Annotated in this window: 20 protein-coding genes; 13 read left to right on the top strand and 7 right to left on the bottom strand. The window is 40.5% G+C overall.

Translation table 11 applies throughout. From position 1 onward, the window contains the following. Positions 1-16: 16 nt before the first annotated feature. Together ACWNM1_RS21030 and ACWNM1_RS21025 are read right to left on the bottom strand one after the other, a co-directional pair. The gene (locus ACWNM1_RS21030) at positions 17-1,282 is read right to left on the bottom strand and encodes an MFS transporter (protein ID WP_449602522.1); all 1,266 of its coding nucleotides are present in this window, start codon (positions 1,280-1,282) and stop codon (positions 17-19) included. Between the two features lie 49 nt (positions 1,283-1,331). Next, on the bottom strand, positions 1,332-2,243 hold the full coding sequence (locus ACWNM1_RS21025) for a LacI family DNA-binding transcriptional regulator (protein ID WP_449602535.1): 912 nt from the start codon (positions 2,241-2,243) through the stop codon (positions 1,332-1,334). A 317-nt stretch (positions 2,244-2,560) separates the two neighbouring features. Between ACWNM1_RS21025 and ACWNM1_RS21020 the strand changes: the two genes are divergently transcribed. Together ACWNM1_RS21020 and ACWNM1_RS21015 are read left to right on the top strand one after the other, a co-directional pair. Then, positions 2,561-3,112 (top strand): polymer-forming cytoskeletal protein, encoded by a 552-nt coding sequence (locus ACWNM1_RS21020; RefSeq protein WP_042189865.1) that lies wholly within the window; start codon positions 2,561-2,563, stop codon positions 3,110-3,112. A gap of 138 nt (positions 3,113-3,250) precedes the next feature. Beyond that, positions 3,251-3,496, top strand: coding sequence for a hypothetical protein (locus ACWNM1_RS21015; RefSeq protein WP_042189863.1), 246 nt, complete (start codon positions 3,251-3,253; stop codon positions 3,494-3,496). Between the two features lie 64 nt (positions 3,497-3,560). On the opposite strand, the gene ACWNM1_RS21010 is transcribed toward ACWNM1_RS21015, so the two are convergent. Then, positions 3,561-4,178, bottom strand: coding sequence for a histidine phosphatase family protein (locus ACWNM1_RS21010; RefSeq protein ID WP_449602521.1), 618 nt, complete (start codon positions 4,176-4,178; stop codon positions 3,561-3,563). Between the two features lie 155 nt (positions 4,179-4,333). Here ACWNM1_RS21010 and ACWNM1_RS21005 point away from each other — a divergent pair, with 155 nt between their 5' ends. After that, positions 4,334-5,269: a LysR family transcriptional regulator gene (locus ACWNM1_RS21005; protein WP_449602520.1), complete on the top strand. Its 936-nt coding sequence runs from the start codon at positions 4,334-4,336 to the stop codon at positions 5,267-5,269. 42 nt (positions 5,270-5,311) lie between these two features. Here the strand turns inward: ACWNM1_RS21005 and ACWNM1_RS21000 are convergent, their stop codons facing one another. From ACWNM1_RS21000 to ACWNM1_RS20990, 3 genes are read right to left on the bottom strand one after another with little or no spacing between them, the layout of a single operon-like run. After that, positions 5,312-7,141, bottom strand: coding sequence for an ABC transporter ATP-binding protein (locus ACWNM1_RS21000; RefSeq protein ID WP_449602519.1), 1,830 nt, complete (start codon positions 7,139-7,141; stop codon positions 5,312-5,314). Next, complete coding sequence (locus ACWNM1_RS20995) at positions 7,138-8,979, bottom strand: ABC transporter ATP-binding protein (RefSeq protein WP_449602518.1); 1,842 nt, start codon at positions 8,977-8,979, stop codon at positions 7,138-7,140. The genes ACWNM1_RS21000 and ACWNM1_RS20995 overlap by 4 nt, the downstream gene beginning before the upstream one ends. Positions 8,980-9,021: 42 nt before the next feature. Beyond that, complete coding sequence (locus ACWNM1_RS20990) at positions 9,022-10,149, bottom strand: helix-turn-helix domain-containing protein (RefSeq protein WP_449602517.1); 1,128 nt, start codon at positions 10,147-10,149, stop codon at positions 9,022-9,024. Between the two features lie 182 nt (positions 10,150-10,331). Between ACWNM1_RS20990 and ACWNM1_RS20985 the strand changes: the two genes are divergently transcribed. The 8 genes from ACWNM1_RS20985 (at position 10,332) to rbsB (ending at position 17,075) form a co-directional block, all read left to right on the top strand. After that, entirely contained in the window at positions 10,332-10,808 is a 477-nt protein-coding gene (locus ACWNM1_RS20985) for a DinB family protein (RefSeq protein WP_449602516.1), read from the top strand. A gap of 42 nt (positions 10,809-10,850) precedes the next feature. Continuing rightward, the gene (locus tag ACWNM1_RS20980; protein ID WP_449602515.1) at positions 10,851-11,246 is read left to right on the top strand and encodes a VOC family protein; all 396 of its coding nucleotides are present in this window, start codon (positions 10,851-10,853) and stop codon (positions 11,244-11,246) included. A gap of 140 nt (positions 11,247-11,386) precedes the next feature. Next, positions 11,387-12,367 carry a LacI family DNA-binding transcriptional regulator gene (locus tag ACWNM1_RS20975; protein WP_449602514.1) on the top strand — a complete coding sequence of 327 codons (981 nt, stop codon included), beginning with the start codon at positions 11,387-11,389 and terminating at the stop codon, positions 12,365-12,367. A 27-nt stretch (positions 12,368-12,394) separates the two neighbouring features. Then, positions 12,395-13,273 (top strand): ribokinase, encoded by an 879-nt coding sequence (gene rbsK / locus ACWNM1_RS20970; RefSeq protein WP_449602513.1) that lies wholly within the window; start codon positions 12,395-12,397, stop codon positions 13,271-13,273. Between the two features lie 2 nt (positions 13,274-13,275). Continuing rightward, on the top strand, positions 13,276-13,674 hold the full coding sequence (gene rbsD / locus ACWNM1_RS20965) for a D-ribose pyranase (protein WP_042189845.1): 399 nt from the start codon (positions 13,276-13,278) through the stop codon (positions 13,672-13,674). A gap of 18 nt (positions 13,675-13,692) precedes the next feature. Further along, complete coding sequence (locus ACWNM1_RS20960) at positions 13,693-15,174, top strand: sugar ABC transporter ATP-binding protein (RefSeq protein ID WP_449602512.1); 1,482 nt, start codon at positions 13,693-13,695, stop codon at positions 15,172-15,174. 2 nt (positions 15,175-15,176) lie between these two features. Beyond that, positions 15,177-16,145, top strand: a complete 969-nt coding sequence (locus tag ACWNM1_RS20955; RefSeq protein WP_042189841.1) for an ABC transporter permease subunit — start codon at positions 15,177-15,179, stop codon at positions 16,143-16,145. 12 nt (positions 16,146-16,157) lie between these two features. After that, the gene (gene rbsB / locus ACWNM1_RS20950) at positions 16,158-17,075 is read left to right on the top strand and encodes a ribose ABC transporter substrate-binding protein RbsB (protein ID WP_449602511.1); all 918 of its coding nucleotides are present in this window, start codon (positions 16,158-16,160) and stop codon (positions 17,073-17,075) included. 68 nt (positions 17,076-17,143) lie between these two features. Here rbsB and ACWNM1_RS20945 read toward each other — a convergent pair whose 3' ends face one another. Continuing rightward, positions 17,144-19,012 (bottom strand): LTA synthase family protein, encoded by a 1,869-nt coding sequence (locus ACWNM1_RS20945; RefSeq protein WP_449602510.1) that lies wholly within the window; start codon positions 19,010-19,012, stop codon positions 17,144-17,146. A gap of 207 nt (positions 19,013-19,219) precedes the next feature. On the opposite strand from ACWNM1_RS20945, the gene ACWNM1_RS20940 reads away from it, so the two are divergent. Both ACWNM1_RS20940 and ACWNM1_RS20935 read left to right on the top strand, forming a co-directional pair. Further along, entirely contained in the window at positions 19,220-19,771 is a 552-nt protein-coding gene (locus ACWNM1_RS20940; RefSeq protein WP_449602509.1) for a sigma-70 family RNA polymerase sigma factor, read from the top strand. Next, a complete protein-coding gene (locus tag ACWNM1_RS20935) occupies positions 19,761-21,059 on the top strand; it encodes a DUF4179 domain-containing protein (protein WP_449602508.1) in 1,299 nt (432 codons plus the stop codon). Before ACWNM1_RS20940 ends, ACWNM1_RS20935 begins: the two co-directional genes overlap by 11 nt. Positions 21,060-21,075: the final 16 nt, after the last annotated feature.

Below are 21,075 nucleotides of genomic sequence, written 5' to 3'. Positions count from 1 at the left end.
AAGATATGTTCTAAAATTACTTATAATTACGAATCACCTTTAACTTGGTCAAGGTTAATAAAGCAAATAGTAGTAACAGGACTCCGATGGAACCCATGACAGGGGCTGGACTGAAGTGATCAGACAGGAATGAAACAGCTGTAAGACCAAGTGAGGGTGCAACACTCATAATGGAGCCAAGTACACCGAAGACTCTACCTTGTATATCCTCCGAAACTTCCAGTCTGAGGATTGTATTTATCAGCAATGTACAGAATGAGAACATAAAGCCGATTAGAAGAATGATGGGAATGGCTAAGGCAGCAGTAGTGACGAACGATAACAGGAGGTACAGGGGACCCAGACACAGCAGTCCAGTCATGATAAAGAAGCCGCGATTCTTTAATTTGGAGCCGAGAAACAAGATCATGCTGGAACCAATCATATAACCTAGAGGAATACAGGCTTCCATGAGTCCAAACTGAAAGGGACTAGAATTCCATACTTTGACGGCCATAACTTGCGTTAGCATCAGTGAAGGCATAAAGAACAATGTGAGCGTAGGGAGCATTATGATTATTGCTCTGGCGAAGGGGTATCTCCATATATAACGAACGCCATCCACAAGATCCTGTGTGAATTTTCTTTCTTCTTTAGATCCGGTATTCACTCGGTTTGGGAGTGGAAGGGAGCGGACAGCAAGAACTAGTAGAAAGGAAACGAAAAATGTAGCTCCATCAAATAATATGGCATCTGCCGCTCCAAAACTCGCTACAAAAATACCTCCAGCGGAATACCCAATCGTCCGAAAGACATTCTCTGATAGGTTCAGAATCCCGACTGCTTTTTGCACATGTTCTTTTCCAACTACAGTGGTAATTGAAGCTTGATACGCAGGGGATTGGAATAATGCTGAGACTGTCGTAAGTCCCGTTAATATGGCCACGATAATGAATGATGTAGAAGACATGGAAATGGACAGAGCAAGCGTAACTGCTAGACCGCAGCTTATCAAATCAGTGATTAACATAATGGTTCTGCGATTGATCCTGTCTGCGAGTGTGCCTCCTATCGATCCGAGTAAAGAACTGAGCAATAAATTGATTATCGTAATAAAGGCAATCATTTTAGCGCTTCCGGTCGTCTGAAGTACCCATAAACTTAAAGCAATGCTGTGAAAGGTATTTCCAAACAAAGAAATGGAATAGGAGCTGAGTAGCAGCATAAATCTCCGGTTTCCCCAAAGGGTTGGATAGGATTGTGCAGTGGTGGATGCATGTTTTGCTAAAACAGGATCTGTCATGGGTATCTCTCCTTTTAACTTAAACGTTTAAGTGAATGTCGAAAAAAAATTAATCAACAAAATAATGATTATTCTCTTGTTTGGAGTAGTCAGGACGATGTAATAACTCCTGCATTAGTTCAAAAGCAGTGGCTGATTTATCCCCAGTGAATATGAATTTCTGAACGTCTTCTCCAAGCATTTCTGGGCAATTACAGGTACATAGAACAGAAAGACGTGCGAATACCCCGGATTTTTCAACATAACTTCCGATAAACTCATTAATAACTATAGCTTCTTTGTAGATCCCCTCCGATAAGATTGTATTCAATTCCTCCATATTTTGAACTTTGAATATCGCTTTCTCAGGTAAAGGAAGACTGTCTTGGATAAAGTTAGTGAGTAAGGAATTATTGAAGCTCTCCATAATTAAACAAACCTGTGAAAGATCCTCCGGCATTATCTTTTGTAGAGCTGAACGATAATTGTAAAGAACTTGCTTAAACAGCTTATCTTCAATCATGCTGTCGATCAAAATCAAGGGGATGCCTTCTACAAAATGTTTGGAAATTGAATAGAAGGATTCATCGCGGACATCGATCAGAAAGACGGCTTCGAGCTTTCTTTCGACGATGATATTCAGAGAAGGATGGTCAGCACCAAGAGAATATAACAGCGTATGATATCCGGCATCCGTTAAACGCTGTTCCAAAGCACGGATAAAGGTGAACTGTGCATAGAGTTTCCAAGGGGGCATATAAGCAGAATGATTGACAAGTATCCCTACTAATCCCGTTTTTTTATTGGCAAGCGAACGGGCTGCTAGATTAGGAATGTAATGAAGTTCTTCGGCAAGTGACAGTATTTGATTGCGGGTCTTCTCAGGAATGGTTTGGTTATCGACGCGGTTCAGAACATAGCTTACAGTCGCAACGGAGACATTAGCTTGCAGCGCGATGTCTTTCATTGTAGTCTTTTTCATTTTCACCAGTAAACTTCTCCCTTGCTGAGATATTTATTTCCAAATATTATCATTAACACTTGAATAGAGTCAACGATTGACTTTATACCAAGAAGCAAATGATGCTTGTGTTCATTTTTATAATTTGGGTAAATAGATTTAAGAACCTAAATCAGTCAGCGAGAAGAGGTGTGACTCATGGGAGCGAATCTTAATCGGGAAGAGAGAGAGCTGTGAAACCGCTTTATATACTGACACAAATTTGTGAAATCATTCACTTAATTATTAAGAATTTTAATATATAATTAATTCATAATCAAAATTAGGGGGAATCGAAAATGAGACTATTTAAAATGATTTTAGTGGCTGGGGTTTCGGTAGCAGTATTGGCAGGTTGTGGAGCAAATGAGGATAAAGCAAACAATTCGGCGGCAACTTCAGCTCCGGCTGCTGAGCAGACAGATGCTGTCACTACAGCTTCGATCGTGAATCAAGCAGATGCATTTACTAAGGCTGTTAGCAAAGATGGAAACTGGATTGTTGCGATTCTAAATGATGTAACGATTCCTGATGAGGTTGTTGTAGCTGGAGAATTCCGTAATAAAGGAGCCGCAGATGGCGACATCTACCGTAAGATTGCCCTTTATTCGCAAGATGCTGATCACAAGATCACTGCTACTTATACACTAACCGTACCAAAGTTTACAGTACAAAGTGAGAATTTGAAAGTTGAAGGCGGAACGATTAAAGGCGATGTTTATGTAGAAGCGAAAGGCTTTACTCTGCCTGAAACCGCCACTATTGATGGTAACCTCTACTTCGCGAGCGAAGATCTGAAAACATCAGCTGTTATTGATGGAAAAGTGACTGGAACAACAGAAGTTAAATAATTTCGTAATCAACTTATATAGTAGAAGCCAATCCATAGACTATGGGTTGGCTTTTTTCTTTTTGTGATTATGTGATCTTCAGTTGATTTTCTTAATATTGAACTTATAATATTACTACCACTACTAGGAGGAACACACATGTCTAAGGAGTATTCACGCACATATATCGAAAGTGTAAAGCTTGAAATGTTAAATAGATTGGGACTTAAGCAAGTGTTCTTTAAGGAGCAAATCGGTGACGGCCTGATTTTTGAAGCGGTTGGTTTTGATAAAGGGAGCAAGCATCGTTTTTGTGTTAGACCGAAGACGAAAACAATTGACGAATTTATTTCAGGAAAATGGATGAAGGTCCGCAGCTTTACAATCAAAAGTGTGGAAATTTAAAATTGAAGTCTAAAAAGGGAACCCCATTTAAATCGGAGTTTCCTTTTTTATTTTTGAGAAGGATTCATTGATAATGTGAAGTATCGCCGTACAGATCGATAGTTGTATTGTTGTCAGTTAGGGTTACTTTACACAATGCTGTAGAGAGAATATCCGGTAGTTCCCCTAATTCCTGCAATGATTTATTGAGAAAATGAGCCATAATGACTTTCAGGGTCATCCGATGCGTGACAATAAGTACCTCATGTCCTTCATTATCGTTAATGATACGCTCAATAGTCGGCGTTACTCTTTGTTCAAGCTGACTATAGGTCTCACCTGGGGCTAGAGGAATAAAAAGATCAGGTCTGGTGAAAAAATGGGTGTACTGTAATGGATATTCTTGTTCAATCTGATCTGTGTTCATTCCTTCCCAAATGCCCATGTTAATTTCCATTAATGAAGCTTGCTGCTGAATCGGTAATCTCCGATTTCCTCGTAAAATCTGCGCAGTATGCAATGCTCTTGGACTAGTACTAGAATAAATGGCTCCTAAATTCTCACCTTCCAAACGATCTCTCAACCATTCCGCTTGCTGTTCACCTAAGGTTGTTAACGCTGAATTTTGATGTCCTTGCATTCTTTTCTGCAAATTCCATTCGGTCTGCCCGTGACGGGTTAGAAATAATACTGTCTCTTTCATTAACGAAACCTCCCTTTTGAATAGTTGTAAGTATAAGATAAATAATTATAAATAAACAATATATAATAGTTAATATTCATAATGTATAGTTATAATAAGAAAGCCGAAGGTCCGTTAAATATGATTTTATTTTATATAGTTAGGAAGAAATCAGGATGAACTATCATGTATTAAAATTATTTTATTATGTTGCGATAACAGGGAGTGTGACCAAAGCCTCCGAACGTTTGCACATTAGTCAACCCGCTATATCAGCGCAGATCCGCAAATTTGAACGGGACAATAATATCGTATTATTAGAGGTCATAGGAAAGAGAATGGTGCTAACATCGATTGGGAGAAAACTGATCGAACCACTTGAAAAGTTATTTGCTATGGGTGAACAGGTACAGCAGATTATTGAGGATTATCATAAATTTCCTGCGGGCCATATTCGGATTGCAGGTAATTATTTGGCCACAAGCTTACTCATCCCCCGGTGGGCATCATTATACAAGCAATCTTTTCCGGAGGTTAAAATTCAGATCTCTACTGCTAATTCTCATGAAGTCATGGAACAATTAAATAACTTTGAAGCGGACGTGGCGATTTATAGTGATATGGCGTTTCCTTCTCATCATACAGGGGTGTTCGAACATCGGGAGTTGTACAAGGACGAGTATGTGTTCGTAGTTTCTTCAAATCATTCTTTAGCCAAGCAGGAGGTTAGCTTTGAGGAAGTGATGGCTGAGGCATTTATTATGAGGGAGGAAGGTAGTGCAGCCAGAGAGAGAATTGTACAATTATGTGAAGAAAGAAAGGTACAACAACCGAAGATCGAACTGCAATTTAATGGAGTAAATGAGGTTATTCAAGCCGTGATTGCCGGTTATGGGATTAGTTTTGTATCAGCGTTGTTAGCAAAGCCTTATCTTGATCAGGGTATGTTAGCCAAGGTCGAAGTGGTAAATGTAGTTTCTAAGCATTCGATATGGATGAGCCACAGAAAGAAAGAGCTTCAAGAAAGCTATATCCAGTCATTTATTAAGCTCGTCATGAGACGATTAAAAGAAGAGGATAATTTATACTCGATTCCAACGCATACACCTTAATTAAAATAACTTATGAATTACGATGTATGCATTGAACTGAGATCAAAGATTGGAATGAAATTGAAGCAACTCAGGTGCACTAATGTCTTCTGCTTCAGAAGATTTAAATTGAATGTTATATAATTGTGAGTATAGCCCATTCATTTCTAATAAAGACTCATGTGTTCCTTCCTCAACAATTGAACCCTGATTTAACACGATAATTCTAGATGCTTCACGTATGGTGGATAGTCTGTGTGCAATAACTAATGTGGTTCGATTCTTCATTAACATATCAAGAGATTGCTGAATCATTCGCTCAGATTCGTTATCGAGTGCGGAAGTGGCTTCATCTAGAAGTAAGAGTGGAGCATCACGAAGAAAAGCTCTGGCAATGGCTATGCGTTGTCTTTGTCCACCAGATAAAGTCGATCCATGTTCACCTAGGATAGTGTCATAACCATGGGGCATCTTCGTAATAAACTCTTCTGCACCTGCGAGCCGAGCGGCTTCTCGAATATCCTCTTCGCTAGCTGTACTAGAACTGAAGGCGATATTGTCTCGTATAGTTCCTGAGAACAAATAAGGGGTTTGGGGAACATAGGTAATCATTGCGCGTGCTTCTTCAAGCTGATCATGTACAGACTTTCCATAAACCGTGATGCTTCCTGCAGTAGGCTCATAAAGTCCATTACATAATCGAACGAGCGTCGTCTTCCCTGACCCGCTTGGCCCGACAACCGCGATAGTTTCTCCATGTTGTATATGAATATTAAGCCCTGTAAATAGGGAGGCTTCATTATCCGGTTTACCCGAATAGTTGTAGTGGACATCCTCTATTTGTAATGCAGCTACCTCTACGGAAGCAAGTGTTGATGAGCTGGAATCTGGCAAAGGATGAGTAGCTCCTTCATCAGGTGCATCAAGTATAGCGAATACGCGGTCAGCTGCGCCTAAAGCCTCCTGCACACCTCCCCATGTTTGAGACATATTGACAAAAGGCCATTGAACCCTACCCATCAAAATAATAAAAGCGAGTACTTCACCTGCCGATGTTCCGCCACTTAGAGCTGATAACGCAATTAAAGCGGCGCATGTCACCATTACGAGATTGTTGATAAAGGCAGAAGATTGCCATAAGAGACCATTTAGAAGCGATTTTCGCAGCTGCATTCTTCTTAACTGCTCACGTTCTAATGTATATTTATTTAAGAGAGTTTCTTCAAGCGAAAAGGCTCTGACGACCTTCATTCCTTGAAGCGTTTCTTGTAAGATTCCTCGTAATTCCGCCTCTTTTGCATATATTTGAGTAGATAATTTTCGTAATTTGCGATCAAAGAAACGTCCGGAAAGAAAAACAAGGGGACCCGATCCAAGAGCTAACAGGGCGATCCAGACATCCATTTTAGCCAAATATAGAAAGGAAATGAAACAGAGAAGTAGATTATATCCTAGATCGTATACGATGCTGTTAATCATCCCCATGGCCATCCCTGCATCCTTAGTGTTACGCGAAGTCAAATCACCTGAATGCATGGACTGAAGGTAACGGAATGGAATTCGGTGACTTTTGTCAAACAACTTCGCACGAATATCCCAAGCCATCCGACTCTGCATAACGAAACGGAAGTAATGCTGCAACATAAGACAACAAATAATGATGACACAAGCAATGGCACAGATTACAGTTATACGTGTTAATGCATCCATATTGGCGTTGTTGATCGTATCAATAAATACTTGCTGAACGGCTGCAAATCCTATGTCCATTACGAGTTTAGCAGAGAGCAGGAGTACAGCCACAATAAATCCAATTCGATAAGGGCTAGCGTAAGAGATTAATCTACGCAGAGCATACCCCAATTTTAGATTCTTGGATTCCATCTCATTCATACCTCTACCTCCCCGACCAGAGTAGAAATATCAGCTTTCTTCATTGAGGTCTCAACCATATTGTAATACTGTCCTTGTAAAGTCATTAACTCCAGATGAGTCCCAGCTTCAACAATAGAACCCGCCTCCATATAATAAATGTGATCTGCATTTCTGATGGTAGATAGTCTATGCGCGATAACAACCGTTGTACGATCATGCATGAGTTCTTGCAGGGCCTGGCCGACAATCTCCTCATTATGGCTATCAAGTGCAGCTGTGGGTTCATCAAGAAGGAGAAGCTTAGGCGCTCGGACAAACGCTCTGGCAATAGATAGCCGCTGCCTTTCGCCGCCAGATAAGGTATGGCCCCGTTCCCCAATAGAAGTCTGATATTGAAGTGGGGTTCTCATAATAAATTCATGTATCCCCGCACTTTTTGCTGCATTAATAATTTCTTCAAAGGTTGCGTCAGGTCTTCCCCATGCAATATTTTCATATAGAGTTCCAGTGAACAGATAAGGCTCTTGAGAAACATAAGCCAAATGATTACGCCAAGACCGAGGGGGAATGCTGCTTAATGGCAACTTACCAGATTGGATGACCCCTTCATTAGGTTCATAGGTTGCAAGTATTAATTGAAGGAGGGTGCTTTTTCCACTGCCACTAGGACCGGCAAACGCAGTTACTTTACCTGGTTCTATGGTTAGATTAACGTTAGTTAATACTTGATGATTACCATAATGAAAACCTACATTCTCAAAGGTGATAGGGTACAAGCCACTAATTGCTTGGTTGTTATTCATCGGCGTTTCTTTATGAGAATCTTCCTGATTACATTCACGGCTTGCGTCTTCTTCTGGTAAATCAATGACTTCAAACAATCGTTTACCTTGCGCCAGCGAGGCTTGTAATTCTGTCCATAGATTAGCCAGCTTTGATACAGGGTTTGTTATTTGCTCGAAACAAATCAGAAATGCCGCCACTGCTCCCACATCTAATCTCCCTTGGATAACTAGATATCCGCCGTAGGAGAGAACATATAGCAATCCACTAAGAATAACGGCAAAGGGCATATTATAGCCCACAGCTTCTAAGCGTGTGACAGGTAAATGAATGTTGAAATATTGCCTAACACGTTGTGTGAATTGATTATGCAGCTTAGGTGCAAGGGAGAAGGCACGCACAACCTCAGCACCCTGTACCGTATCTTGAATAAACATTTGTTGAGCGGTTTCAATTTGCTGTCTTTGCTCGTGCATGGAACGTAGGCGGGAAGTGAAGGGAACCATCACAAGTGGAACAAGCGAGCAAATCAATATAGTTCCGAGCGTTAAGGCATATTGGAGTGAGAGCAGATAAGTTAGAAGAAATGTAATTTGCATCAGATTACTGAATAGTTCAATGGTCTTCTGATTGATACCTTGCTGAGCAGCTGGGGCAGAATCATTGATACGACTAATGAGATCAGCAGAATGATAACGATCCAAATCTTTCATCTGTACGTTTAATAATCTAGCTAGCAGTGATACCTGAAGCTTGGAGGTCGACTTGAATTCAAGCACACCTGATAAATAAGTCAATAAGAAGCTGGCTAAAGCATCTACAATAACGATTACTAGAGCAAAGATAGCACCAGACATCAAAAAGGACATGTTCTGATTCGCAGCAGCGTTGATTATACGTCGTAAAGATTCGGCTATCCCAACTGTTGCAAGGGAAACGACGGCTGCTAAGAGACATAATACGAGGTACCAGCCTAAATAGGGTTTTCCAAGTTTCAGTAAACGCATAAAAGTGTTAGAAACTACTTTGGATTTTTTGATCGAGTCTGCTTCTATGTTTGTAGATCCATTCAATTTAGACCCTCCCCACTATGGTTTTAATTTGCTGTGGTTCACTTAAAAGATAGGAGGTTCCTCATCGAGCATGACTTTTGTGGTGACGGCAAGTAATTCTCTCAATTTATCCATTCGAAGATGGTAATATAATCGATGATCGGTTCTTTTTAGTTCGATAAGGTCTAAAAAGAATAGGAAGTTGGCATGATAAGTTACTGCCGCGGGCGTTATGCCAAGTGCTGATGCAATTTCTTGTCCATAGTGAGGGCGATTCCTTAAGAGCAGCAAGAAGTCTAAACGTCGTTTATCCGAGAATGCTTTTAAAAAAAGTTCAGTTTTCTCTCGATCAGCAGCAGGTCCGAATACATGATCATTAAAAATGCCGAATATAACCCAAGCGATACGAGAACTTCCTGCGTAAAAGAAGAGAAGATGATTCCCAACTTGTGAGAAAAAGCTGACATGAAAAGTAGTGGGAACATCATAAACTGCAGGTTCATTTTTGTTGATATCACGAATGAATCTTTCAGGATTCGCTAGGAACAAACCTTCATAACGCTGAGAGGCTTGTTCAGACTCCCTTTTTAACTCCTCTTTCCAAAGTGAAAAGACATCCTTGTAGAACTGGTTTAAGAGCTGCATATAACGTAGCTTAGTTTCTTCGGGATAAGCGAGACACTCTAGTAATGGCCCCTGCGCTTCAATCACATCCAACTGCGGTGTTGTTCTTGCCACAAGCTCAGCCATTAAGCGGGTATCCTTCTTGACAATTTCCCAATCGTTTCCTTCTAGCAACTCATCTAATTTATCGTAATACACACCATATACCATTTCAGCGACTACCTTTTCTGCAGGACTCTTTTCCAGTCGATTTATCCATGCTTCAGCTGTTTGTGGTTCTGGACAAGTGCAAATGGATTCATAGAATGCAAAATCGAGTGCTTTATGAAAAAAGTTGTACTGGAAAAAAAACTGAAGTTCTCGGTAGGAGTGAGGTGACAACCGTGCTCGTGCATCTTTATGATAGGACAACACTTGCGGGTCCATTTCAAGTTTGTAATCCTCTGCTGCCTTAAGCAACTGCTCTTCACAAGCAATCATTCCCATAGAAACAATGAATTCCAAAGCTTCGTTGTACGCAAATTTTATGTTCGATAGTAAGGTATCTTTCATGTTATCTTCCATCATAACCTCCGATATTTATTGCTATAGAATTTAAATGTTGGGATAATACGAGTAATATTTAATCATTACTTAATGTTAAAATAAACCATTCGCTTTCTTTTGTAAAGGGATATTTTACAATTCGTACTAACTGCTGGGATTCGGTTGTCGTGCATGGTAAACTATGGATAAAAAAAGGAGGGGCTATGATGGAGCAAATCGTGTTCAAACAAATTGAATTTGTACGTAGTGTTACTGTTCGTGCAGTTGAAGAACTTTCCGAGGAAATACTAGATATCATTCCACAGGGCCTTAATAACAACATTAGATGGAACTTGGGACATATTTATTTGGTGCAAGAGAAGTTCGCTTTTCATTCCGCTAGAGAGCTTATGCAATTGCCGGAAAGCTTTGAACGATTATTTGCAAAAGGTACTAAACCTGCAGAGTGGAGTGAGAAACCACCAACACTTGAAGTGTTAATTGAGATGCTTTCGGAGCAACCCAAACGTATTCAGGAAGCAATGCACAATCGCTTAAGTGAGCCAGCAACACCTCTTACAACCGGAAGTGGATTAACCTTAAATACAATCGGAGAATTCATAAATTTCACGCTTTACCATGAAGGGATGCATTTTAATACAATCAAACTATTAAATCGATTAGCTGATAAAAATCTTTAGAGATCTTTAGTAGACAAAAGTCTAAGGTCAAGTAGGTATTCGATGGAGGTTGGAAGAATTTTAGGTATTGCATATAATGTGATCCCAGTTAAAGACTTGGAGAAATCTGCAGCTTGGTTTGTGAAACATTTTGGTTTTAATATTAGGGATCGAAGAGAAGGCAATCTAAGCTTATTTAGAGAGAATAGACCGATCCTATGTTTAACACAAAGTGATCATGATTCAAGAGCAGTGTTCGAGGTAAGGGATAAGAAAAGATGGGTGATCACTTTCTTTACTAATGATGTCGTATCACTTCATAACCATTTGAGTTGTGAAGATGTGAAAGTCGGAAACATTAGTGACGAAGGTGAGTATGGTAAGTTTTTTGTATTTGAAGATCTGGATGGTAATTTATTTGATGTTTGGGAACACCATGATTGTGAACTGGTTTATTAGCATCACTAAAGATATCAAGTTCAATCGATATCTTTTGTTATATATTGGAACGAAAAAAGATTTGTAATGAAAACGGTTTTATGATAATCTAATTAATGTAATACATGTAACCGGTTACACATTGGGGGATGAAATGAATCATGATGACGATTAAAGATGTTGCAAAAATAGCTGGAGTGTCAGTAGCAACCGTTTCTAGGGTGTTAAATGAATCTGGTTATGTGAATATCGATACTCGAAAAAAAGTTGAGGCAGCTATCAAAGAAATGAATTATACCCCTAATGAGGTTGCAAGGTCATTGTATAAACGGAAATCCAAATTAATAGGACTTCTATTACCTGACATTACGAACCCATTCTTCCCGCAATTAGCACGTGGGATAGAAGATCGGATGCAGGAGCATGGTTATCGGATAATCTTTGGTAATAGTGATGAGAACGAGGAAAAGGAATTGGATTATATTCAAACCTTTATCCAAAATAATGTCATTGGCATGATCTCATCAACCAATTTTCCCGAGAAAGATATTTATTCTAATTTGAAAATTCCGGTTGTATTTCTTGACCGTACTTCTAATGACAGTCCCTCCGTATATGCAGATGGCAGAAAAGGCGGACGCCTTGCTGCTCAAGAAATCATTTCACGGGGAAGCACCAAGATCACAGTCATGCAAGGACCGGCGCATATTAAACCGGCGCAGGATCGATTTCAAGGTGCAATTGAAGTACTTGATGAAATGGGAATCACTTATCAAGTGATCCAGACTTCATCCTTCTCCCACACAGAAGCGGAACAATGGGCTGTAGAGTTGTTTGATAAATATATAGATACAGATGGTGTAATTGCCAGTAATGATATCGTGGCGACAGCTGTTATTCATGAAGCACATCGCTTAGGTAAAAGAGTGCCACAGGATCTCCAAATCATTGGATTCGATGATATCCCACTCAGCAGCCTGTTGTCGCCTTCGTTATCTACTATCCGTCAGCCTGCACATGACATGGGCCGTGAAGCAGCTGGTTTACTTATTAAGTTAATTGAGCAAGATAAAGTAGAAGATAAAATCATTCAATTCCCCGTCAGCTTTGTGGAGCGGGAAACAACAAGAAGAAAAGAATAGATGACAACATAAGAAAGGTTGATGGACATGGCTAAGATTTGTGTAATCGGAAGTTGTTCAATGGATTTGGTGGTGACCTCATCCAAGCGACCTCACGCAGGGGAAACTGTTCTTGGAGAGAGCTTCGCTACCGTTCCAGGAGGCAAAGGAGCGAATCAGGCTGTAGCTGCTTCGCGTTTGGGCGCAGAAGTTACGATGGTTGGTTGTGTAGGTGAAGACTTCTATGGTACGGAGATCATGGAGAATCTTAAGAGAAATCGGGTTCTTACCACTAATATGGAACCGGTTACACATGTCGAAAGCGGGACAGCTCACATCATTTTAGCAGAAGGTGATAACAGCATTATCGTTGTAAAAGGAGCTAATGATTTAGTCACTCCTGCGTTGGTTGAGCGAGCACTTGATGCTATAAAAGGGTCTGATATGGTGCTAATCCAACAAGAAATACCCGAGGAAACGGTGTCTTATGTAAGTGAGCTTTGCCATAAAGTCAATGTACCTATGCTGCTTAATCCAGCTCCTGCTCGTCCCATCAGTGACACGATTATAGAAAATGCCGCCTATCTGACACCGAACGAACATGAATGTACGATTTTATTCCCTGGGATGAGTACTACAGATGCTTTACGGAAGTATCCCAACAAGCTGTTTATAACAGAAGGAAGCAATGGCGTACGATTTTACGATGGAGAACAAGAAATTCTGGTTCCTACTTACAAAGTGAACGCTATAGATACGACTGGAGCTGGAGATACTTTTAATGCGGCATTTGCAGTTGCTTTAGCTGAAGGCAGCTCCATTCTGGATAGTGTAAAGTTTGCCAATCGAGCAGCATCTTTATCCGTTACTAAATTTGGGGCTCAAGGTGGTATGCCAACAAGAGCAGAGGTGGAGGCGAATCTGTAATTATGAAGAAACACGGAGTATTAAATAGTCATATTTCTAAAGTGCTTGCGGACTTAGGTCACACCGATACGATTGTCATCGCAGATGTTGGGCTTCCTGTTCCACCGGGTATTCCGAAGATTGATTTGGCGGTTAAACTAGGTGTCCCTAGCTTCCAAGATATCGTTGATATGATTTCAGAGGATATGGTCATCGAAAAGGTAATCGTTGCAGAGGAATTAGAGACCGATAATAAAGTCACCTCTCAATACTTGAATAATAAATTTAAGGGAATACCGATAGAGGCGTATTCACATGAGCAATTTAAGCAGCTAACCCAGCAGGCTAAGGTTATTATTCGCACGGGTGAAGCTAAGCCATATGCAAACTGTATTCTACAAGCCGGAGTCTATTTTGGATAAAAAGGGGGTTCTAAGTGTATGCACATTACGATGAAAGATATTCATAAGTCTTTTGGCGCTAACCGTGTATTGACCGGTGTGGATTTTGAACTTAAGGATGGTGAAGTTCATGCCCTGATGGGTGAGAATGGCGCAGGTAAGTCTACGCTGATGAATATTCTGATCGGTCTGCACCAACGTGACCAAGGTACCATTCGTATAGATGATCAGGAGAAATACTTTACGAATCCCAAAGAGGCAGAACAATATGGAATCGCATTTATCCATCAGGAGCTGAATGTATGGCCAGATATGACGGTTCTTGATAATCTGTTCATTGGCAAGGAACGAACATCCAAATTCGGCCTGTTAAATAGGAAAGAGATGAAAGCGTTAGCAAATGAACAGTTTTCTAAGCTCTCTGTGACCATTCCTTTGAACCAAGAGGCGGGGGAATGTTCGGTAGGTGAAAAACAGATGATTGAGATCGCTAAAGCGCTTATGACTCATGCGAAAGTTATTGTTATGGACGAGCCTACCGCTGCATTAACCGAGAGGGAAATACAGAAACTATTCGAAGTCATTGCCTCACTGAAGAAAGAAGGCGTCTCTATCGTCTATATTTCGCATCGGATGGAAGAAATTTTTACGATATGTGATCGAATCACCGTTATGCGAGACGGGAAAACCGTAGACACGAAGCCCATTCCTGAAACTAATTTTGACGATGTAGTTCGGAAGATGGTAGGTCGTGAATTAACGGACCGGTTCCCTGAGCGTACTTCTAAACCCGGAGAAGTGGTTCTTGAAGTTAAGAATGCTTCAAAGAAAGGGCAATTTAAAAATGCTAATTTCTCTGTGCGAGCTGGCGAAATCATAGGATTCTCTGGATTAATGGGATCTGGACGTACAGAGATGATGAGAACCTTATTCGGATTAGAATCATTAGACCAAGGTGAGATTTGGGTGAAGGGACAGAAGGTTACCATTCGGAATCCCAATGACGCTATGCAAGCTGGAATCGGCTTTGTTACAGAAGACCGCAAAGATGAGGGGTTAGTCCTAGATTTCTCTATTCGAGATAATATGGTGCTGACGAATTTATACGACTTCGCCCCTAAGGGTGTAATTAATGCTAAGAAGGAACAAGAATTCGTGGATATGCTTATTAAACGGCTACACATTAAGACTCAATCATCATCCACTTTGGTCCGGAATTTATCTGGGGGTAATCAACAAAAAGTAGTTATCGCCAAATGGATTGGTATTGGCCTCAGTGTTCTTATCCTTGATGAGCCTACACGCGGCGTCGATGTTGGGGCAAAACGAGAAATTTATCAGCTTATGAACGAATTAACTGAACGAGGTGTCGCCATTATTATGGTATCCTCAGAACTTCCTGAAGTCTTAGGGATGAGTGACCGCATCGTAGTTGTTCATGAAGGGGAAATCAGTGGAGAACTTTCACAACAAGAAGCTACGCAAGAAAAAATCATGACGTTAGCTACAGGGGGGCAATAGTAATGACTACTATCAAAGATGAGAGTGTAAAGAAAGGTTTCCAAATTGGGCAAATCACGCAGAAATTAGGGCCGTTACTAGGGCTAATCATTCTAATTATTATTGTAACCGTGCTGAACCCAAGCTTTATGGAACCCCTTAATATACTGAACTTGCTTAGACAAGTCGCAATTAATGCGCTTATCGCTTTTGGGATGACCTTTGTTATTCTAACGGGTGGTATCGATTTATCAGTAGGGTCTATTCTAGCTTTATCCAGTGCCTTCACAGCCAACTTGATGTTGTCAGGCTGGGATCCAATCTTAGCTATTGTTGTGGGTTGTTTAGCGGGTGGACTGATGGGGATGGTCAATGGACTGATGATTACGAAAGGCAGAATGGCGCCTTTTATTGCTACACTGGCGACCATGACTATTTTCCGCGGATTAACGCTTGTATACACGGACGGTAATCCGATCACAGGTCTTGGTGACAGCATGACGTTCCAATTGTTTGGCCGTGGATATTTACTAGGAATACCTGTACCTGCTATCACGATGATTATCGTATTCGCTGTGTTGTGGATTGTACTGCATAAAACGCCATTTGGCCGTAAAACGTATGCTATTGGGGGTAATGAGAAAGCTTCCATTATTTCAGGGATCAAAGTAGACCGCATCAAAATAATGATCTATTCCTTAACCGGTATGTTATCAGCATTGGCTGGTGCCATCTTGACCTCTAGATTGAACTCAGCGCAACCAACAGCAGGTACATCCTATGAGTTGGATGCGATCGCGGCAGTAGTATTAGGGGGGACGAGCTTAACAGGTGGCCGTGGACGTATCGTAGGCACATTAATTGGTGCTCTTATTATCGGGATTCTGAACAATGGCTTGAACTTGCTCGGCGTATCATCATTTTACCAAATGGTAGTTAAAGGGATCGTTATTGCGATTGCTGTACTCATAGACCGTAAGAAAGCCGTATAAGGGGGATTCCACATGAAAAAGCTCACATTAATTTTTACTTCCTTACTCTTGATTCTTATGACCGGTTGTTCCTTAGAGCCTCCAGAGTGGGCAAAGCCTAACATCGGCGGGGGCCCAGGGAATATGAAGATTGGATTATCCATATCTACCTTGAACAATCCGTTCTTTGTATCGGTTAAAGATGGAGTTTTGGCAGAAGCTAAGAAGCTAGGTATGGAAGTTCTCGTTATCGATGCACAGAATGATTCGGCCAAGCAAAGTAATGACGTTGAAGATTTAATGCAAAAAGGTGTAAATGCGCTGTTAATCAATCCAGTAGACTCTTCAGCGATCTCGACGGTTGTTCAGACAGCTAACAGTCTAGATATTCCAGTCGTTACTTTGGACCGTTCTGCAGATAAGGGAGATATTAAAGCCCTTGTTGCCTCTGATAATGTAAAAGGTGGATCAATGGCAGCTGAATATATTGTAGAGCAGCTTGGAAAAGGTGCAAAGGTTATAGAACTAGAAGGATCACCGGGAGCATCAGCTACCCGCGAACGTGGGAAAGGATTCCATGAAATTGCCGACACGCAGCTTGAGGTGATTGCGAAGCAAACTGCTGATTTTGACCGTACGAAAGGGTTGACCGTTATGGAGAACCTTCTTCAAGGAAATCCAGATGTACAAGCGGTTTTCGCTCATAATGATGAAATGGCTCTTGGTGCTATAGAAGCGATTCAGAGTTCAGGTAAGAATATTCCTGTCATCGGTTTTGATGGAAATGATGATGCACTTAAATCCATTGAGGCGGGTAAACTCACAGGAACCGTTGCTCAGCAGCCTGCATTAATTGGACAGTTAGCAATTCAAGCAGCGAAAGACGTGTTAGATGGCAAGACGGTTGAGAAACTGATCGCCGCACCTCTAAAACTGGTCGTAAAAGAATAAGTAAACGGATATAGAAAAACACTGCATTCGCCGATTTGGTGAATGCAGTGTTTTCGGTATATACAAGCTTATTTTTCCTCAATTACTCTATCCGGTAACTGTGTTACATAACTATCTGATAGATGGAGAAGCTCTAAAGCACGATCGAACTCATCCTCGGTCGTTTGTTGCGTGTGATTACCATCGCCAGATAAGGTATAATGCTGACCATCCTCGAAGCCACTGCCAGATAGGAAGAGCTCCTCATTATTTACGAAAGATCCTGTTGGCAAATAATAGCGCTGAGGAAGTAGGTTATAAGTCGATTGATTCAATAAATCTTGCCCGAAATGAATATGATCCGCAAGAGAAACACCCAATAAATTAGCTACAGTAGGCAAAATATCCACTTGACCGCCTAACTGTTCTTTTACACTTGGCGTTGTAATCCCCGTCGCTGATAGGATCAACGGAATATTAATTAATTCGCGTTCCGTATATTCATGACCAAGGATTTCCTGTAATAAGACGTGATCGTCTTCTTTTAGAGAGAAGATTGGAAGTCCGCGGTGATCTCCGTACAATGCAATCAAGCTGTTATCCCAAACCCCGTTTTGTTTGAGCTCATCAATAAAAAGTCCCAGTGCATAGTCAGCATAATTCTGAGCACGAATATAATCTCCGACTAACGTTCCTTCGAATCGTTCTGGAAGGGCCATTTTGTATTTATCCTCAGGGATCGAGAATGGATTATGCGCTGACATCGAAATAACATGAGAGTAGAAAGGCTGATCCTTCTGATCCATCCTTGCTAGCTCTGCAGCTGTTTTCTCATACAATACTTCATCAGAAGCGCCGTAAAATACAGTGTCCTCTTCACCATAGTATTCCTTATCGTAATATCTATTAAATCCTAAAGCATTATAAAGCTCGCCACGGTTCCAAAAGTCGACTTCATTCGTATGGAATGTTGCCGTATCATAACCTTGCGCTTGAAGTAGCTTAGGTAAGCTTGGAAGCTCTTTGGGCGCATACATTTGAGTGGCTGGACCATCAGGTGGAACATAGAAAGAAGTATTTACAATGAATTCAGCGTCCGAAGTATTTCCTTGTCCAACCTGCTGGTAGAAACGCGGAAAGTAATAACTGCTAGCCGCAAGCTTGTTCATATTCGGTGTGATTTCTATTCCATCAATCTTAAGGTTGATTAAGAAGTTCTGGAAAGACTCCATCTGAAGAATGATCAGGTTCTTTCCTTTGGCGGCTCCAAATTGAACCGGATTAGAGGTTGTTTGAATTCCTTTGGTCTCGTTAATCGCAGCTTGTGTAATCTTAGCGACGTCGATTTGTTCTTCTTCTTGATTGGCTAATAGAGAGTAAGCTTCATAATTGAGAATGCCCATTTGCTCGGCTTTAACAGTTTCGTTCATACTGGCTCGGTTTGGAAAAATATTCATTGCACAAATGACGATGGAAATACAGAACAAGATCGCAACCGCTTTCCGGTTACTTTTACGCGACATGGCTTTTTTCCAATTAAGTGCCTTCTGTTTTCTAAACATGACCAAACCAATGACAATGATATCCACGAAAATAAGCATATATTGCGGACGCATGACCGAGAAAATACTTTTCTTAACGGCTCCAACTTGCTTGACCTGATCTAATACTTGTGAAGTAGCAATAATGCCAAAATGATTATGATATACAATGAGTGAGAAAAATAGGGTAGTGATCAACACATTGACCAGCATGTAGATGGCAATTTTTCGTTTCGTTGCGAACCATTCAATCAAGCAAAAGACTAGAAGCACAAAAGGGATTTCTTTAAGCCATGTGGTCCACGTAGGCCCGTCTTCAAAGAGAAAATACCAAGCAAAATAACTTTTAACTAGCATAATGAGAGAGAAAAATAATAGGGATCTTTTACTGAGTGTACGAGGTTCTTTAAACGGCATCTCTTATGCCCATCCTTTTCTTTTAGATTAGTTCATTCTATTACTTGAAGTGTTTAAAATCAACTAGATTGGGGTATAAGAGATACTTATTTTCCTTAATATTACATTTGGGTGAATGAAACCATAGATTTTATATATAAAATTATTTTTATGGGAAATGAACTTTTTAAGGTACTCCTAACTCTTATAGGGGAGAGAGGTGAAAGCATGGATGTCGCACGATGGGTGAAAAAAGCCAAAAAGGGGAATAAAGAAGCATTGCTCCACTTAATCATGTCTGAAAAAGACGTTTATTATAGGCTAGCATTCAGCTATATGGGGAATGCGCATGATGCCATGGATGCCATGGAGGAAATGATTGTCACACTTTATGAAAAGATCGGTCAACTAAAGAAAGAGGAAGCATTTTATAGCTGGAGTAAGACGATTCTGGTGAATGGCTGTAAACGACTCCTTCATAAGCGCGGCAAGCTGGTGCTGTTAGAGGATTGGAGTAAGGTTGACGATAGGGAAATAGGCCAAGTAGTGATTAGTAGTGATCCATATAGCAGAACTGAGCAACAAATGGATTTGGAGACTTTATTGTTACAAGTAAATGAGCATCAGAGAGAAGCGATTCAATTAAAATATTTTCATGATCTCGATTATCAAACGATAGCTGACATTACAAAGGTTTCGATAGGAACGGTTAAATCAAGAATTTATCATGGATTACAAACGCTCAAAAATCAGTACAGAGGTGATGTTGATGAACAATAATGTCGAAGAGCGATTAGCTGATGAGAAGACGCGCATAGCGTCCATTACCGCACCTGAAGAATTAGAAATGAGATTAAGAAAGGCTTTGAATTCGGCTCCCGTAAAAAGAACGAAAAGAATAGCACCGATTTGGAAGATCGCGGCAGTTGTGCTATTGGTGACAGTAATATCTGGACAAAACTACAATGCTTTTGCTTATTATGGCAAACAACTTTTTGGCTTTGATGAATTGCTTAATGGCACAACTTTACAACAGCTAAATGAAAAAGGGTTGGGACAAAACGTCAACAAGAAGACTACGTTAGTAGATGGGACGGAACTTACCATTAACGGAATTATGGCGGACTCCAATCAATTCATTATGTATTACACGTTAACTAACCCCAATGGATTAGAGGATATGTCTGTGGACGCTTTTAGACCCTCTAAAATAAGTGGTTTTTTAACTGATTCTAACGTAGTAAGTGGTACATCATTAATCAATGAAGAGCATACGGAGATTAAAGGACAGATGTCGTTTGACAGCGTAAATCCATTTTCGAAAAAACTAACGTTACACTTTTGGCAGCAGCTGGAAGAGAACAGTCAGATGAGCGAAGGAAAAGTTACGTTCCCTTATAACCCTAATGAGGCCATGGAAACTCAGATTAAACAATCGATTAACAAGAAGGTTAAAGTCGACAAAGGCACGATTACCTTCAAATCAATCACAGCTACACCAACGATGACTGTAGTAAAAGGGAAGCTGGATGTCGATAATTTTGATCGAGTAAAGCTTGGATTACATGGGGTACAATTAATTGTCGATGGAACACCTGTAGAGATCCTGGGTAGTGGTAATCAAACCTCATTAGGTGGAAGAACGTTTGATATTCGCTTCGACACATTGCCTAAGGAGCTACATTCCATGCAGCTAGTCGTTAAAGAATTTGCTGGGTATCAGACGATAGATGAAAAGTATCTCCTGACTGCGAGAAGTGACAAGCCGTTAATGCTGGGTGATAAAGAACTATGGTTAAAGGATGTATCCAAAACCTCTAAAGGTATCGAAATAACGATTGCTACGGATGATGATGTAATGCTGGATGGTGTGTCTATTGAAACGAACAACGGGAGTACAACTTTAAAAACAACGATTAATCAAAAAGAGGTAAAACAAACGGATGGTAAACTAATGAAAGAACGAACTTTATTATTTGATACACAAAGTGAGCCTGAGTCATTACTAATAGAAGGATTGCATTATTTGAAAGCATATAATAAGGTGATTGAGATTCCTGTGAAGTGAAGAAAAGTGTAATATC

The sequence above is a fragment of the Paenibacillus sp. Marseille-Q9583 genome (genome assembly GCF_976954365.1).
The sequence above is the reverse complement of the archived record's forward strand: the minus strand, read 5'-3'. Positions and strand labels throughout refer to the sequence as shown.